Consider the following 13874-nt stretch of genomic DNA (forward strand, 5'->3'; position numbering starts at 1 on the left):
TTGCGAATGATAACCATTATCAATAATGCGAGTGAAAAAATTAAGGGTATTGCGAGGGGACAGCCGGCGGGGCGGGAAAAGAAAAAGCACGCCTTGCGGCGTGCTTTGCGGGGTACTAACGGCGGTGGTTACTTCTGATCGGGCAGAGCGTAAGCGACCACGTAGTCGCCCAGCTTGGTGCCGAAGGAACCGTGGCCGCCGGCGTAGATCAGCACGTACTGCTTGCCGTTGACCTCATAGGTCATCGGCGTCGCCTGGCCGCCGGCCGGCAAGCGCGCTTCCCACAGTTTTTCACCGTTGGTCACGCTGAAGGCGCGCAGGTAGTTGTCTGCGGTGGCGCCGATGAAGAACACGTTACCGGCGGTGGTCACCGGGCCGCCCAGCATTGGCATGCCCATTTTGAACGGCAGCGGCAGCGGTGAGCTGTCGCGCACGGTGCCGATGCGTTTTTTCCACACGATGTCGTTGGTTTTCAGATCCACGGCGGAAATGTAACCCCAGGCCGGCTGTTTGCACGGCAGGCCGAACGGCGACAGGAATGGGTTCAGGGTGACGCCGAACGGCACGCCATACTGCGGCTGTACGCCGGACTCGGTGCCGCTGCCGCCTTTGTCGCCTTCCGGCGGTTCAATCGGGTTGCCTGGGCCGCGCGGGATCAGTTTGGAGACGAACGGCAGCGCGATCGGGTTGGCGATGGCGATTTCGCGATCGGTATCGACGGCCAGGCCGCCCCATTCGAACATGCCCAGGTTACCCGGGAACACCAGCGTGCCCTGCTCGGAAGGCGGGGTGAAGGTGCCTTCATAACGCAGGCTGTGGAACATCACGCGGCAGACCAGTTGATCATAGATGGTCGCGCCCCACATGTCGGCGCCGGTCAGTTTCTTCTCAGGACGGAAGGTCAACTCGGAGAACGGCTGGGTCGGCGACAGGCGATCGCCTTTGGCCGGGCCCTGCGGTACCGGTTTCTCCGGCGCCGGCACCACCAGTTCGCCGTTGGTGCGGTTCAGCACGAAGATGTTGCCGGTTTTGGTCGGCACATAGATCACCGGCACTTTTTTACCGCTCTTGTCGGTAATGTCCGCCAGGGTCGGCTGCGCCGGCACGTCCATATCCCACAGGTCATGGTGGACCGTCTGATAGAACCAGGCCAGTTTGCCGGTGGAAGCATTCAGCGCCAGCAGGCCGCTGGCGTAGCGTTCCATTTCCGGGGTGCGATCGCCGCCCCAGATGTCCGGAGTGGAAACGCCCATCGGCAGGTAAACGATATCCAGCTTGGCGTCATAGGCGGCAGGCGCCCAGGAGTTCGGCGAGTTAGGCACGAAGTGGTGCTCGTCCGCCGGGATGGCGTTCGGATCCTTCGCGCCCGGATCGAAGGCCCACAGCAGCTTGCCGCTGTTGATGTCGAAGCCGCGGATCACGCCGGAAGGCTCGCGGTTGGAGTAGTTGTCGGTCACGGCGCCGGCGATGACGATCACTTTATCGGTGATCACCGGCGGCGAGGTCGGCTCGTAGTGGCCCGGCGTCGCATACGGCATATTGCTCTGCAGGTTCAGCTCACCGTTGTTGGCGAAGTCCGGGCAGGGTTTGCCGGTTTCGGCGTCCAGCGCGAACAGACGGCCGTCGTTGACCGGCAGAATGATGCGGCGTGCGCACATCGCCGGTGCGGCATCGCCGGTGGCGCCTGCGGCTGCGGCGGTTTCGTGATAAGACACGCCGCGGCAGGTGATGTGCTGGAAAGTTGGGTTGTACTTCAGCTGCGGATCAAACTTCCACTTTTCTTTACCGGTAGCGGCATCCAGCGCAAACAGCTTCTGGTGCGGCGTACACATGTAAAGGGTATCGCGGATTTTGATCGGCGTGACTTCGTTGGTGATCTCACCCGGATCGTTGGCGGTCTTCAGATCGCCGGTCTGGAAACGCCAGGCTTCTTGCAGCTGGCCAACGTTTTTGTCGTTGATCTGGCTCAGCGGCGAGTAACGGGTGCCTTCCTGGGTGCGGCCATAGGCCGGCCAGTCGGCGCCGGTGGCGTCTTTCGGCTGTACCTGCGCGGCGTCGAGCGTGCCGTTGATCTCTTGCGGATCGTTGAACACGGCATAGGCCAACGCGATGACGGTGATCGCCAGCGCCGCGCTCAGCGCGCCGTAGGCGAATTTGCCGTTGGCCACCAGCTTGCGGTAGATAAACGGCAGCACCAGCCACAGGCCGAAGAAGAAGGTGACGTCCAGGCGCGGCGTCAGCGCCCAGAAGTCCGGGCCCACTTCCCACAGGGCCCAAATGGTGGTGCCCAACAGGAATACCGCGTACAGCAGCAGCGCGGTGGCGCGGCGGCGGAACAGCAGCCAGGAGGTCGCCAGCAGCACCAGCCCGGCGATGATGTAATACAGCGAACCGCCCAACTTGGCCAGCCAGATGCCGCCGCCGAGCAGATAAAGCCCGCTCAGCGCGGCAAACAGCGCCGTTATGACGATAAGCGGCGATAGTGACGCTTTATTTTGCATAGCAATACCCTTACCAAAAATGAAAGTCCCCGATTTAGAGATTAAGCCAAATCGGAAAAAACACGCGGTTTCTCCCTACTATTTCAGCGAGAAGCCGCTAGGGTGACGTAAAACCCATCCCGTTTTTTAACCTTAAGGTGCTTTGCCTTATTCAAAGCGATAAGACAAGGTGGCGCCGCCACCCCAGTTGCGCCCCGGCGCCGGCTCGAAGTAGCGGCCGTTGCCTTCGTTGACGATCACCGAACCGACGTATCGGCGATCGAAAACATTGTCCACCCGGCTGAACACGTCCAGCGCCCAGCGGTTCCAGGTAAAGCGATAACCGGCGTTTACGCCGGCCACGGTGTAAGCGGGAGCCTGCGCGCTATTGGCGTCATTGGCCTGAATGTCGCTCATGTAGCGCAGCTCCGCGCCGGCGTGCCAGCCTTCCGGCGGGGCATAGGCCAGCGAGGCGTAGCCCATGTTGCGGGCGATGCCCGGCAGGCGATTGCCGGCGGGGGTACAGCCGGATTTACCGCACATTTCGCTGCGGTAGGTGGCGTCCAGCAGCGTCCAGGCCATATGCAGGCGCCAGTCCAGCGCGAACTCTTGATCCAGCGCCAGCTCAAGGCCGCGCCGCCGGGTTTTGCCAGCGTTGGCGTAGGTAGTATTTGTGTATTGGCTTTTCGCCACCACCAGCTCGTTGTCGGTATTGGTCTGGAACAGGGCGGCGCTCACCAGGCCGTTGCCGAGGCGCAGTTTGCTGCCCAGTTCGACGGTGTCGCTGGTGGACGGCTGCAGGCCGAGGTTGAGGCCTGGCTGGCCGTCGGGGCGGTAGGAGAGTTCGGTGGTGGTCGGGGTTTCAAAGCCGCGGCCGGCGGAGAGATAAACGTTCCACGCCGGATTGATTTTATAGTTGAGCGAGCCCATCGGCAGCCACTGGTGGTAGCGTTTGCTGCCGCTGTCGTCGCCGTTGCGCGGCGTAATGTAATAGTCGGTCGAGTCGAAGCTGACCGTGCTGTAGCGCAGGCCGGCGTCCAGCGTCCAGTGCGGCGTCAGTTGCCAGGAGGTTTGCAGGTAAGGATCCAGGTTCCAGATGCGGTTCTTCTCGTTGCGCCGCTGGTCGCCTTTCTCGCCGTAGTCCACTGTGCCGTCTCGCAGAATAAAGTTTTCGAACCCCTGCCGGCGTTCGGTCATGGTTTCATAATCCAGACCGCCGATCAGTGTTACCGGTAACGAGGCGAGAGTATCCTCATGCTTCCAGCGAGTGTCAATGCCCTGATATTTTCTTTCCAGCACGATCACCCCGCCGGCGTGGGTGGGGTTGAGCTGCGGCCCGCGTGGAATGGATTGGTACTGCGTGGTGTGGCGCTCGCCGTGGTAGGCGGTCAGCGTCAGTTCGTCGCGCTCGCTCATCTGGCGCTGATAGCGCAGGCCGGCCTGGGTCTGATCGAGCGACTTGCGGGTGTTGTATTGATCCGCGCGCGGCGCCTGGCGCGGGTTTTCCTTCCATTCCGCTTCGGTCAGGCCGCCCGGATCGCCGGCGTCAATCGAGACGCTGTTGAACATCAGCGTCAGGGTGCTGACGTCGTCCAGCCGCACGCCGAGCTTGCCGTTGCCGAGGTTTTTGCGCGCGGCGCTGTGATCGCGGTAGCCTTGGGTGGTAAAGCGGGTGCCCGAGATGGCGTAGTTGACGTCGCCGGCCTGGGTGCCGTCGCCGGTGGCGCCGGTCGCTTTCACCCCGTAGCGCCAGGTGTTGTCGCTGCCGAAATAGCCGCCGGCCTCCAGCGTCGGCGGCTGGGTGCCGGTAATCGTATCAACATTGATCACCCCGCCCGAGGCGTTGCCGTACAGCGCGGAATAGGGGCCGCGCAGCACCTCGATGCGTTCGACGGAATTGATGTCGATATTGGAGGTTTGCCCCTGGCCGTCGGGCATGGTGGCGGGAATGCCGTCGACGTACATGCGCACCCCGCGCACGCCGAACATCGAGCGGCTGCCGAACCCGCGTATCGACAGCTGCAGATCCTGCGCATAGTTTTGCCGGTTTTGAAGCTGCAGGCCCGGCACGCTGCCGAGGTTTTCCGACAGGTTAATCTGCGGGGCGGCGTTGCGCAGGTCTTGCCCGTCGATCACGCTGACGGACACCGGCGATCCCAGCTCGGTCAATCCGATGGGTTGCGCCATCACCACCAGGGTGTCGCTTTTCTCTTCATTATTTTCTGCCGCCAGTGCCTGGCTGGCAAACATGGGTTGTAGCAATAGCATTGCAGCCGGGGTAAGCACGGCGCTTTTCTTATTGGTCATGGAATAAATCTGCCACTGGTATTGAAAGGGAATCGCAGGTCGATTCAGAGTTAGCCATCTGTCGCTCCATCTACATGACGCTAAACGAAAAGGGTAAGGCATCCTGACATCAGTATAGAGTATCTCGGGCAGGAACGTTCCCGCAAAAACGCTGGTCCCAGCAACGGTTAACGGATTCATGAGCCTGGTTCATAAGCTCAAGCGTATTTTGCCCCATAGTCATGGCGGCAGCCGCCTTTTACAGTCACCACACCGGAGCGGCGCCGCGTCAGGCGGAGCCGGTATCATTCAGTGGGAGAGTGAAGATGCAAACACGCAAGTTAGGGCGAGAAGGGCTGGAAGTATCGGCGTTGGGTCTGGGCTGTATGGGGCTGAGTTTTGGCTACGGCCCGGCCACCGACAAACGGCAGGCGATCGATCTGATCCGCGCCGCGGTTGACGAGGGCGTGACGTTCTTCGATACCGCCGAGATTTATGGTCCGTTCACCAACGAGGAATTGTTGGGCGAAGCGCTGGCGCCGGTGCGCGATCGGGTCGTCATCGCCACCAAGTTCGGTTTCGATCTGCCGCAGCCGGCGGGGCAACAGGTGTTGAACAGCCGTCCGGAGCATATTCGCCGGGCGGTGGAAGGTTCGTTGAAGCGCCTGCGGGTAGAGACGATCGATTTGCTGTATCAACATCGCGTCGATCCCGAAGTGCCTATCGAGGAGGTGGCCGGTACGGTGCAGCAACTGATTCGCGAAGGGAAAGTGAAGTACTTCGGCTTGTCGGAAGCCGGAGCGCAAACCATCCGGCGAGCCCATGCGGTGCAGCCGATTACGGCGCTGCAAAGCGAATATTCGCTATGGTGGCGCGAGCCGGAGCGTGAAATCTTGCCGACGCTGGCGGAATTGGGCATCGGTCTGGTGCCGTTCAGCCCGCTCGGCAAGGGCTTTCTCACCGGCGCCATCACCGAAGACACCGCCTTTGACAGCGGCGATTTTCGCAACCTGGTGCCGCGCTTCAGCGCCGAAGCACGCCGGGCCAATCAGGCGCTGGTGAGCGTGCTGGGGCAGATAGCTCAGCGCAAGGGCGTGACGTCGGCGCAGATCGCCTTGGCCTGGCTGTTGGCGCAACAGCCGTGGATCGTGCCAATCCCGGGAACCACCAAGCGTCATCGGCTGCAAGAGAACCTCGCGGCGGCGTCGGTGGTGTTGGCGGCGGACGAACTGGGCGAGATTGAGCGCGCGCTCTCCGCTATCGACGTGATCGGCGATCGTTACCCGGCGCATCTGCAGAAAAACGTCGGGCGTTAAGCCCCGCGCCGCAACGCCTCAATCAGCAGCGCAAAGGCGGTGGTGTGTTGCCTGCGGCTTGGATAATAGAGGTAATAACCGGGAAACGGCGGGCACCAGTCGTCCAGCGTCATCTGCAACCGCCCGTCGGCCAACGGCTCGGCGACGCTGTCTTCCGGCACAAAGGCGATACCGAGGCCGAGCTGCGCAGCGTCGATCCGCTGGCGCAGGCTGTTGAAGGTCAGTTGCCCCTCCACACGTACTTTGATCTCCCGGCCATCGCGGGCAAATTCCCAGGCGTACAGCCCGCCGAGGGTGGGCAAACGCATGTTGATGCAACGGTGGTTTTGCAATGCCTGCGGCGTGGCGGGGAGGCCGTGACGGGCGAAATAGGCGGGTGAGGCGACGGCCACCATGCGCATGTCCGGCCCGATGCGCACCGCGATCATGTCCTTCGCCACCTGTTCCCCCAGCCGGATGCCGGCGTCGAAACGCCCGACGACGATGTCGGCCAGACTATTGTCGACGGTGATTTCCACGTTGATGTCCGGGTAATCGATGAGGAAAGTGCGCAGCACCGGCCACAGCACCGCATCCACCGCATGTTCGCCGGCGGTAATGCGGATGTTGCCGGCCGGGCGATCGCGCATTTCACCCAGCGCGTTCAGCGCGTTTTCTATCTCCGCAAAGCGCGGACCGATGCTGTTGAGCAGCCGCTCACCGGCCTCTGTAGGGGCGACACTGCGGGTGGTGCGCGTGAGCAAGCGCAGCGCCAGGCGCTCTTCCAGCCCGCGTATAGCGTGGCTGAGCGCCGATTGGGAAACGCCAAGCTGCGCCGCCGCTTTGGTGAAGCTGCGTTCTCTGGCCACCATCAGGAAAGCGATCAGGTCGTTAACGTTTTCTTTCAACATATCGGCACCGAAGAGCAAGGTTAGGGCGCGGCCGCGCGTAGATTTATGAATTTAGCTCATAGCTCCTTGCGCATTTTACCCGCTAGTCGGCGGAAAAGCATGGCGCTATCTTGGCATCACTCACTTATGACTATCAGCGCCGGTTGTGAGAGCCGGCGCGGAGGATAAAACAGATGAAAATACAACGCAGCGGTTCGATCCCATCACAGCGCGGTTCGGCGGATTATTTTACCGGGCAGGTGCGCATCGACGCGCCGTTCGCCGGCGAAGCGCCGGCCAGAGTGGGCGGCGCAACCGTCACCTTTGAGCCCGGCGCCCGCACGGCCTGGCATACGCATCCGCTCGGCCAGACGCTGATCGTCACTCAGGGGCGCGGTTGGATCCAGATGTGGGGCGAGGCCACGCAGGAAATGCATCCCGGCGATATCGTCTGGATCCCGGCTGGCGTCAAACACTGGCACGGTGCGACGCCGGACTCCGCCATGACTCATATCGCCATCGCCGAAGCGCTGGACGGCACTCCGGTGACCTGGCTGGAGCCGGTCAGCGAGGCGGAGTACCGGCAATAACGGCGCTCAGGACCTGCGGTTCTGTTCGCAGAACCGCAGGCGGTTGCCGAACGGATCGGTGAGGTTCAGTTCCTTGCCCCAATCGACAATCTCCAGGCCCGGCCGTGCATAGCGGTAGTTTTTGGCCGTGAGCTCCCGGTGCAGCGCATCGATGTCCTGCATCGGAATGAAAATGGCGGCGCCGGGCGTGCTGTCGCCGTAGTGTTCGCTCAGGTGCAGCGTCAGCCCGGCGCGGGCAATCTGCATGTACAGCGGCAGGTCTTCGCTGAAACGGTGCTCCCATTCCAGCGTGAAACCGAGAAAATCCAGGTAAAACTCTTTGGCCTTGTCGACCGAAAAGATACGCAGGATCGGAATGGCGGGCGAGAAGGCGATCATCGTTGACCTCATTGTCGCGTTAGCGGCAGCCGATGTGGATATCGACCGCGTCGGGGCCGGTATAGGCTTCGAAGTCGGTCAGGAAGCGGCGTTCGATCTCTGGGTGTTGTTCGAAGTAGGCCCAGATGCGCTGCCAGCTTGCGATGACCGCCGCCGGCATCGCGCCACGGGCGGAGAAGACCAGATAGCGGCCGGGTTGGATGTGTAAACCGCTCTGTGCCTCACTGCCGGCGGTGACGTCAAACGGCCCGCTGGCGTCGGAAGCGTAATTGGAATAGACCCCGTATACCGGCAGGGCGGGTGAGGTAGCGAAAAAATCTGACCACAGCGCGGGAATCTTTGCCGTTTCGGCTTGGGTTTCGTTCTGGTTGGTGGTTCTGACTGTTTGGCCGGCGACGTAAAAGCCGGGCAGATGTACCGAGATGGGCCGCATAGAGACAATCCCTTTTAACCGCACAAAGATGCCTAACCTAAAGATAGCAAACGCCAGACAGAACCCCCGCAGGTGCGGGGGCCGAACGCATCAGGCATCCACGCCGCCAAGGCATAGGTATTTGATTTCGAGATAGTCCTCGATGCCGTACTTCGATCCTTCGCGGCCCAAACCGGAGTGTTTCATGCCGCCGAACGGCGCCACCTCGGTGGAAATCAACCCTTCGTTGATGCCGACAATGCCGTACTCCAGCGCTTCGGCCACGCGCATCACTCGGCCGATATCGCGGCTGTAGAAGTAAGCGGCCAGGCCGAACGGCGTGTCGTTGGCCAGTTCGACGGCGTCGGCCTCCTGGCTGAAGCGGATCAGGGGCGCCACCGGGCCGAACGTCTCCTCGCGGAAGATTTTCGCCGTGCGCGGCACATCGGTCAGGATAGTCGGGGTGAAGAAATTGCCGCCCAGCGCGTCAGGCTTGCCGCCCAGCAGCACCGAGGCGCCGTGCTCGACGGCGTCGGCGATATGCTCGCGCACTTTTTCCACCGCGTCCGGGTTAATCAACGGGCCGATGGTGACGCCGTCATCCAGGCCGTTGCCGACTTTCAGCTTGGCGACGGCGGCTTTCAGTTTGGCTGCGAAGGCATCGTATACGCCGTCTTGCACCAGAAAACGGTTGGTGCAGACGCAGGTCTGGCCAGCGTTGCGGTATTTCGAAGCGACCGCGCCGGCCACGGCGGCGCCCAGATCGGCGTCGTCAAACACGATAAACGGCGCGTTGCCGCCCAGCTCCATGCTGGTTTTCTTGATGGTGGGCGCACACTGGGCCAGCAGCTGCGCACCGACTTCGGTGCTGCCGGTGAAGGAGAGTTTGCGCACGTCCGGGTTGGCGGTGAGTTCGCCGCCGATGCCTTTGCTGGGGCCTGTTATCACGTTGCACACCCCGGCGGGCAGCCCGGCGCGCTCCGCCAGCACGGCGATCGCCAGCGCCGAGAACGGGGTCTGGCTGGCGGGGCGGATCACCCCGGTGCAGCCTGCGGCCCAGCCGGGGCCGGCTTTGCGGGTGATCATCGCCGCCGGGAAGTTCCACGGGGTGATGGCGGCGAACACGCCGATCGGCTCTTTTTGCACGATGATGCGGCGACCGGCCTGGGGCTGTGGAATGGTGTCGCCATACACCCGCTTGCCTTCCTCGGCGAACCATTCGATAAAGGAGGCGGCATAGGCGATTTCACCGCGGCTTTCGGCCAGCGGTTTGCCCTGTTCCGCCGTCATGATGCGCGCCAGATCTTCCTGATTTTCCATCATCAATTCAAACAGCCGGCGCAGCTTGCCGGCGCGCTCTTTGGCGGTTAACGCGCGCCAGGCGGGCAGCGCTTTTTTGGCGGCGGCGATGGCGCGTGCGGTTTCTTCGGCGCCGAAGGCCGGTACGTGGCCGATCCGTTCGCCGTTGGCGGGATTATGAATGGCGATCGAACGGCCTTCCTGGGCCGGCAACCATTGCCCGTCGATGTAGTTGGCCTCGCGGAACAGCGTGGGATCCTTGAGGGTAGCGCAGATACTGGTGCTCATGAGTCTCTTCCTTTGCTGAGTTCAACAGAGTGGTCTATCCCATACGGCTACCCTTTACCCTAGCAAATTTTGCCGCCGCCGTTTGTCCACGCGGCAACAAGATGGTGGTTTTCTTTATGCGCACCTTCTGTACAAAAAATATCCTTCGCCGGGCCGATACTGAAAGAGCAGGCATATGACCCTTTTCGATGTAATTAAAAGGAGTGTGCGAATGATGAAATCAGTGGATAGACATCTCGCGGCCTACGGCAGCGAAATGGATTTTTTGGCGTCGAGCATCGCTCTGATGGAATGGCAAGGGCGACAGATTGACGCCGGGCAGGTGGCCGGCAATATGTCGGAGCAGCAAAGCCGCCTGTTCTTTGCGCGGTTGAATTATTTTCGTCAGCTTTATCAGGCCGCATCGGCGGCCGAACACAGCCTGTAATTTCCGAACCAGCCCCGCCGCAGCGGGGCTTTTCATTTCAGCGCTGCCACACCCCGGTCGCCAGCGTCGCCGGCGAATACTCCAGATTACGCCCCCGCCACGGCAACGCCGCCGTAAAACGCCAGGCGCGGCGAACGTCAAACCGCCAATAGCGTTCTGCGCCTTCAACACCGGGATGCCCCTCTGCTTGCCAGAGGATCTGCGTTTCCCCCTGCAGATGCAGCACGTCACCGCGTTCAAAATCGATGAACAGTAGCGCCGCCCGCGGTTCGGCCAGCAGATTGCCCAGCGTGTTCATATAGCGGTTACCGCGAAAGTCCGGCATCCACAGCGTGTCACCTTCCAGGTGGATAAAGCCGGGGCGGCCGCCGCGATGGGAAATATCGACGCCGCCCTGCGCCAGTGCCAGGTGCGCGCAGCTGGCAACGAAGCTGGTATCCGCGGTGCGGATCAGCGCCTGCGCCGCCGCATCCAGCGAGATTAAATGCTCAACCGGCTGTGGCCGGCTGTCCACCGGGTAGAGTTCGCGGCGCTGAATGTACTGCGGGCAGTTACCGAAGCTTTGCTGAACGACGATCTCCACCCGGTTTTTGTCGGTGCGGCCGACGGTGCCGTTGGCGCGGTTGCGCCGCCGGTTGCTGAAATCCAGCCCGAGCGCGCCGACCGGTTTGCCGGGCAGCAACAGCGCCTGGGCGGGATCGTCGCTGCGGCGCAGCGCGCTGATGCGTAAATGAGTGTCGTCCGGCGTGCGTAAAAATCCGGGCGGGCCGGTGAACAGGGTGGCAATCGGCCAGCCTTGTTCATCCAGCGTGGCGACGAACAGGTAGGGCAGCGCGGCGAAAAACGCGCGGTGCTGATCCGGCATCGCAGGGTAGATGCCACCGCCTACGCCGCCAAACCCGGCCAGCGTCTGCGCGCGCAGCTCATCGGGATGGAACAGTTGCGGGATCATGGCGTCAGCTCCCCGCCGGTTCCGGCAGGGCCGGCATGGCAAAGAAGCCGGGCAGTGCAGCGATGCGCGCCGCCCAGCGACGTATCGCCGGGTAAGGCGCCAGAGAAATGCCGCCTTCGGCCGCGACCGCCACGTAGCTGTGGCAGGCCAGATCGGCGATGGTCGGGTGTTCGCTGGCCAGGTAGTCCCGCTCGCTCAGGTGCTGTTCCATCTGCGGCAGGAAACGATCGCTGACCGCCCGCGCCGCCTGATAGTCTTCCGGCACCGCGAATTGGGCGATCAATCGGCAAGAGGCCGGGCCGTAGCGGACTTCACCGGCGGCTTTGGAAAGCCAGGCCTGCACTTGCGCCGCCGCCGCCGGCTGTTCCGGCAGCCAGTGGCTGTCCGGTGCATAGCGCTTCACCAGATAGACCAGAATGGCGTTGCTGTCGGCCAGCGTCAGATCGCCATCCTGCAAGACCGGGATCTGGCCTAACGGGTTGAGCCGGCGAAAGGCTGCGCTCTGCCGCACCTCCGCCGAGGCTTCGACCCATGCATAGGGCAGCGCCAGCATGCGCAGCAGCAACGCCACGCGATGAACGTGGCCGGAAAGCGGGGTGCCGTAGAGTGTGATGGTGGACATGGCGTTTCTCCTCAGTGCTTTTTGTCAGCATACTCTTGCGTTGAACGAGCGAAATCCGGCAATGTGGAAATTGATAATTTCACTTTTCGGAAGAATCTATGGATCGGCTAGACGAGTTGGCCATCTTCGTGGCGGTGGTGCAGCAGGGCAGCCTGGCGGCGGCCGGGCGCAAACTGCGGCGTTCGGCGCCGGCGATCACCCGGGCGATCGCCGCACTGGAACAGCGTTTTGGCACCCGATTGGTGGAGCGCACCACCCGGCGGCTGGCGCCTACCGAAGCGGGCGCGCGGCTGTTGGAGCGCGCGCAACAGCTGCTGCAGGATTATCAGGCGGTGGTGCAGGATACCGCCGAAGCACAGCTGAGCGGCTTGCTGCGCGTTACTTCGCCGGTGCAGTTCGGCCGCCGCTACGTGGCGCCGGTGGTGATGGCGTTTCTCGATGACTACCCGCAGATGCAGATCGAAATGGTGTTGAACGATCGCAATCTCGATCTGATTGACGAAGGGTTGGATATCGCGGTGCGCATCGGTCATCTGCAGGACTCTTCCCGCGTGGCGCGGCGGCTGGGGCAGGTCAGCCGGGTGACGGTCGCCAGCCCGGATTACCTGGCGCGCTGCGGTGAACCGCGATCGCCGGCGCAGCTGGCGGAGCATGCCACCATCGTCGGCACCCAGCGGCCGTCGCTGCGCGAATGGCGCTTCGGCCCGCAGGAAAACGGCGAGCGCGTGCGATTGACTCCCCGGCTGTTGCTCAACGACGTGGAAGCGCAACTGCTGGCGGTGCGCGCCGGCAAGGGCGTCGCCCGGTTGCTCTCGTATCAGGTGGCGGACGATTTGGCCGCCGGTACGCTGGTGCGGCTGCTGGCGGATCATGAGCCGTTGCCGATGCCGGTACAGCTGGTGGCGCAGCAGGCGCAGCACATGCCGCTGAAGGTGCGCGCCTTTTGGGATTATGCATTTGAACGGCTCAGCGCCTTGCCGCAAATTCAGCCGGACGGGCGGGGGAAATAAGCGCAAAAAGTTTCATGGGTTAAACTTTTTCATTATTCATCAGGTTTTATTTTACCGGGCGCGCATTGCTGATGCGCCCGTCTTGACAATAATGTTGCCGGTGCTAATAGTTAATTTACATTTTAAATAATAAACGAAGTTTAATATATGAAACCACTTGCGGGGAGTTATGATAACGGCGCCACGGTGGACAATGAAGCGGCTATTTTGACTTCATTTCAAACTCGTAGCGCGGCTGTTTATAAACAGACGCGCCATGAAAATAATATTGCTTATGGCAACGGCGAACGCGAAACATTTGATTGGCTCTATTCTGCCAAGCCGCATCAGGGGACGTTAATTTTTATTCACGGCGGTTATTGGCAATTCTGCGATAAGGCGGATTTCGCCTTTATCGCCGCCGAGCCGCTGGCGTTGGGTTTTGACGTGGTGTTGGTGGAATATGCGCTCGCGCCGGCGGTGGATCTCGACGAAATATGCCGACAGATCGGGATGGCGCTGGATGCCATTCAGCGCCGCCTGCCGCCGCACTACGCCCATCCGGTTTATCTGTGCGGCCATTCCGCCGGCGGGCAGCTGGCGGCGTTCTGGCAGCAGCATGCGTTGGTGGATGCTGTCTTTCCCATCAGCGGCCTGTTCGAGCTGGCGCCGTTGCAACAAAGCTATGTTAATCGGGCGCTGCAGCTGAGCGCGCGGCAAATTGAAACGCTCAGCCCGGCACGCCGCCTGCCGACGCGCGGCAAACCGCTTACGCTGTATTACGGCGCATTGGAACTGCCGGAACTGAGAGGTCAGTCGCAACACTATCATGCGGCGCTACGCCAACGCGGGCTGCCGGCCGATCTGGTCGCGGTGCCAGGCGCCAATCATTTTACCATTCTGGATGCGTTGTTCGCCGCCGACGGCGCGCTGCTTCACCAACTTAACCACCACGGGAACCACTGA

The 13874-nt window shown here is 62.0% G+C and carries 13 protein-coding genes; 5 read left to right on the forward strand and 8 right to left on the reverse strand.

Annotated elements, in window-relative coordinates:
* Positions 1 to 128 precede the first annotated feature (128 nt).
* Complete coding sequence (locus ACJ8QF_RS11575) at positions 129 to 2501, reverse strand: glucose/quinate/shikimate family membrane-bound PQQ-dependent dehydrogenase (RefSeq protein WP_004935255.1); 2373 nt, start codon at positions 2499 to 2501, stop codon at positions 129 to 131.
* A gap of 147 nt (positions 2502 to 2648) precedes the next feature.
* Complete coding sequence (pqqU, locus tag ACJ8QF_RS11580; RefSeq protein WP_442537527.1) at positions 2649 to 4787, reverse strand: TonB-dependent receptor PqqU; 2139 nt, start codon at positions 4785 to 4787, stop codon at positions 2649 to 2651.
* A 305-nt stretch (positions 4788 to 5092) separates the two neighbouring features.
* Between pqqU and ACJ8QF_RS11585 the strand changes: the two genes are divergently transcribed.
* Positions 5093 to 6082 (forward strand): aldo/keto reductase, encoded by a 990-nt coding sequence (locus ACJ8QF_RS11585; RefSeq protein ID WP_015378370.1) that lies wholly within the window; start codon positions 5093 to 5095, stop codon positions 6080 to 6082.
* Here the strand turns inward: ACJ8QF_RS11585 and ACJ8QF_RS11590 are convergent.
* Complete coding sequence (locus tag ACJ8QF_RS11590; RefSeq protein ID WP_015378369.1) at positions 6079 to 6972, reverse strand: LysR family transcriptional regulator; 894 nt, start codon at positions 6970 to 6972, stop codon at positions 6079 to 6081. The two genes, ACJ8QF_RS11585 and ACJ8QF_RS11590, sit on opposite strands and share 4 nt — an antisense overlap.
* A 173-nt stretch (positions 6973 to 7145) precedes the next feature.
* On the opposite strand from ACJ8QF_RS11590, the gene ACJ8QF_RS11595 reads away from it, so the two are divergent.
* Positions 7146 to 7541 (forward strand): (R)-mandelonitrile lyase, encoded by a 396-nt coding sequence (locus ACJ8QF_RS11595; RefSeq protein ID WP_015378368.1) that lies wholly within the window; start codon positions 7146 to 7148, stop codon positions 7539 to 7541.
* 6 nt (positions 7542 to 7547) lie between these two features.
* On the opposite strand, the gene ACJ8QF_RS11600 is transcribed toward ACJ8QF_RS11595, so the two are convergent.
* From ACJ8QF_RS11600 to gabD, 3 genes are all read right to left on the reverse strand, one after another.
* A complete protein-coding gene (locus tag ACJ8QF_RS11600; protein WP_025159860.1) occupies positions 7548 to 7916 on the reverse strand; it encodes a glyoxalase/bleomycin resistance/extradiol dioxygenase family protein in 369 nt (122 codons plus the stop codon).
* 22 nt (positions 7917 to 7938) lie between these two features.
* A complete protein-coding gene (locus ACJ8QF_RS11605; protein WP_021505800.1) occupies positions 7939 to 8352 on the reverse strand; it encodes a GyrI-like domain-containing protein in 414 nt (137 codons plus the stop codon).
* A 90-nt stretch (positions 8353 to 8442) separates the two neighbouring features.
* Positions 8443 to 9918 (reverse strand): NADP-dependent succinate-semialdehyde dehydrogenase, encoded by a 1476-nt coding sequence (gene gabD, locus ACJ8QF_RS11610; protein ID WP_442537528.1) that lies wholly within the window; start codon positions 9916 to 9918, stop codon positions 8443 to 8445.
* Positions 9919 to 10129: 211 nt separating this feature from the next.
* Here gabD and ACJ8QF_RS11615 point away from each other — a divergent pair, with 211 nt between their 5' ends.
* Positions 10130 to 10345: a glycogen synthase gene (locus tag ACJ8QF_RS11615; RefSeq protein ID WP_004935234.1), complete on the forward strand. Its 216-nt coding sequence runs from the start codon at positions 10130 to 10132 to the stop codon at positions 10343 to 10345.
* A gap of 37 nt (positions 10346 to 10382) precedes the next feature.
* Here ACJ8QF_RS11615 and ACJ8QF_RS11620 read toward each other — a convergent pair whose 3' ends face one another.
* Together ACJ8QF_RS11620 and ACJ8QF_RS11625 are read right to left on the reverse strand one after the other, a co-directional pair.
* Positions 10383 to 11297 (reverse strand): pyridoxamine 5'-phosphate oxidase family protein, encoded by a 915-nt coding sequence (locus ACJ8QF_RS11620; RefSeq protein WP_442537529.1) that lies wholly within the window; start codon positions 11295 to 11297, stop codon positions 10383 to 10385.
* Between the two features lie 4 nt (positions 11298 to 11301).
* Complete coding sequence (locus ACJ8QF_RS11625; protein ID WP_275094933.1) at positions 11302 to 11919, reverse strand: glutathione S-transferase; 618 nt, start codon at positions 11917 to 11919, stop codon at positions 11302 to 11304.
* Between the two features lie 98 nt (positions 11920 to 12017).
* Here ACJ8QF_RS11625 and ACJ8QF_RS11630 point away from each other — a divergent pair, with 98 nt between their 5' ends.
* Together ACJ8QF_RS11630 and ACJ8QF_RS11635 are read left to right on the forward strand one after the other, a co-directional pair.
* A complete protein-coding gene (locus ACJ8QF_RS11630) occupies positions 12018 to 12929 on the forward strand; it encodes a LysR family transcriptional regulator (protein ID WP_197753292.1) in 912 nt (303 codons plus the stop codon).
* 147 nt (positions 12930 to 13076) lie between these two features.
* Positions 13077 to 13874, forward strand: a complete 798-nt coding sequence (locus tag ACJ8QF_RS11635; RefSeq protein ID WP_197753291.1) for an alpha/beta hydrolase fold domain-containing protein — start codon at positions 13077 to 13079, stop codon at positions 13872 to 13874.

This window comes from Serratia sp. CY81684 (assembly GCF_052166595.1).
Classification (GTDB): domain Bacteria; phylum Pseudomonadota; class Gammaproteobacteria; order Enterobacterales; family Enterobacteriaceae; genus Serratia; species Serratia nematodiphila.

What these genes read in the sequence shown, in the direction of transcription:
- ACJ8QF_RS11575 (WP_004935255.1), bottom strand. Translation starts at nt 2,501, where the DNA reads ATGCAAAATAAAGCGTCACTATCGCCGCTTATCGTCATAACGGCGCTG.
- pqqU (WP_442537527.1), bottom strand. Translation starts at nt 4,787, where the DNA reads ATGACCAATAAGAAAAGCGCCGTGCTTACCCCGGCTGCAATGCTATTG.
- ACJ8QF_RS11585 (WP_015378370.1), top strand. Translation starts at nt 5,093, where the DNA reads ATGCAAACACGCAAGTTAGGGCGAGAAGGGCTGGAAGTATCGGCGTTG.
- ACJ8QF_RS11590 (WP_015378369.1), bottom strand. Translation starts at nt 6,972, where the DNA reads ATGTTGAAAGAAAACGTTAACGACCTGATCGCTTTCCTGATGGTGGCC.
- ACJ8QF_RS11595 (WP_015378368.1), top strand. Translation starts at nt 7,146, where the DNA reads ATGAAAATACAACGCAGCGGTTCGATCCCATCACAGCGCGGTTCGGCG.
- ACJ8QF_RS11605 (WP_021505800.1), bottom strand. Translation starts at nt 8,352, where the DNA reads ATGCGGCCCATCTCGGTACATCTGCCCGGCTTTTACGTCGCCGGCCAA.
- gabD (WP_442537528.1), bottom strand. Translation starts at nt 9,918, where the DNA reads ATGAGCACCAGTATCTGCGCTACCCTCAAGGATCCCACGCTGTTCCGC.
- ACJ8QF_RS11615 (WP_004935234.1), top strand. Translation starts at nt 10,130, where the DNA reads ATGATGAAATCAGTGGATAGACATCTCGCGGCCTACGGCAGCGAAATG.
- ACJ8QF_RS11620 (WP_442537529.1), bottom strand. Translation starts at nt 11,297, where the DNA reads ATGATCCCGCAACTGTTCCATCCCGATGAGCTGCGCGCGCAGACGCTG.
- ACJ8QF_RS11625 (WP_275094933.1), bottom strand. Translation starts at nt 11,919, where the DNA reads ATGTCCACCATCACACTCTACGGCACCCCGCTTTCCGGCCACGTTCAT.
- ACJ8QF_RS11630 (WP_197753292.1), top strand. Translation starts at nt 12,018, where the DNA reads ATGGATCGGCTAGACGAGTTGGCCATCTTCGTGGCGGTGGTGCAGCAG.
- ACJ8QF_RS11635 (WP_197753291.1), top strand. Translation starts at nt 13,077, where the DNA reads ATGAAACCACTTGCGGGGAGTTATGATAACGGCGCCACGGTGGACAAT.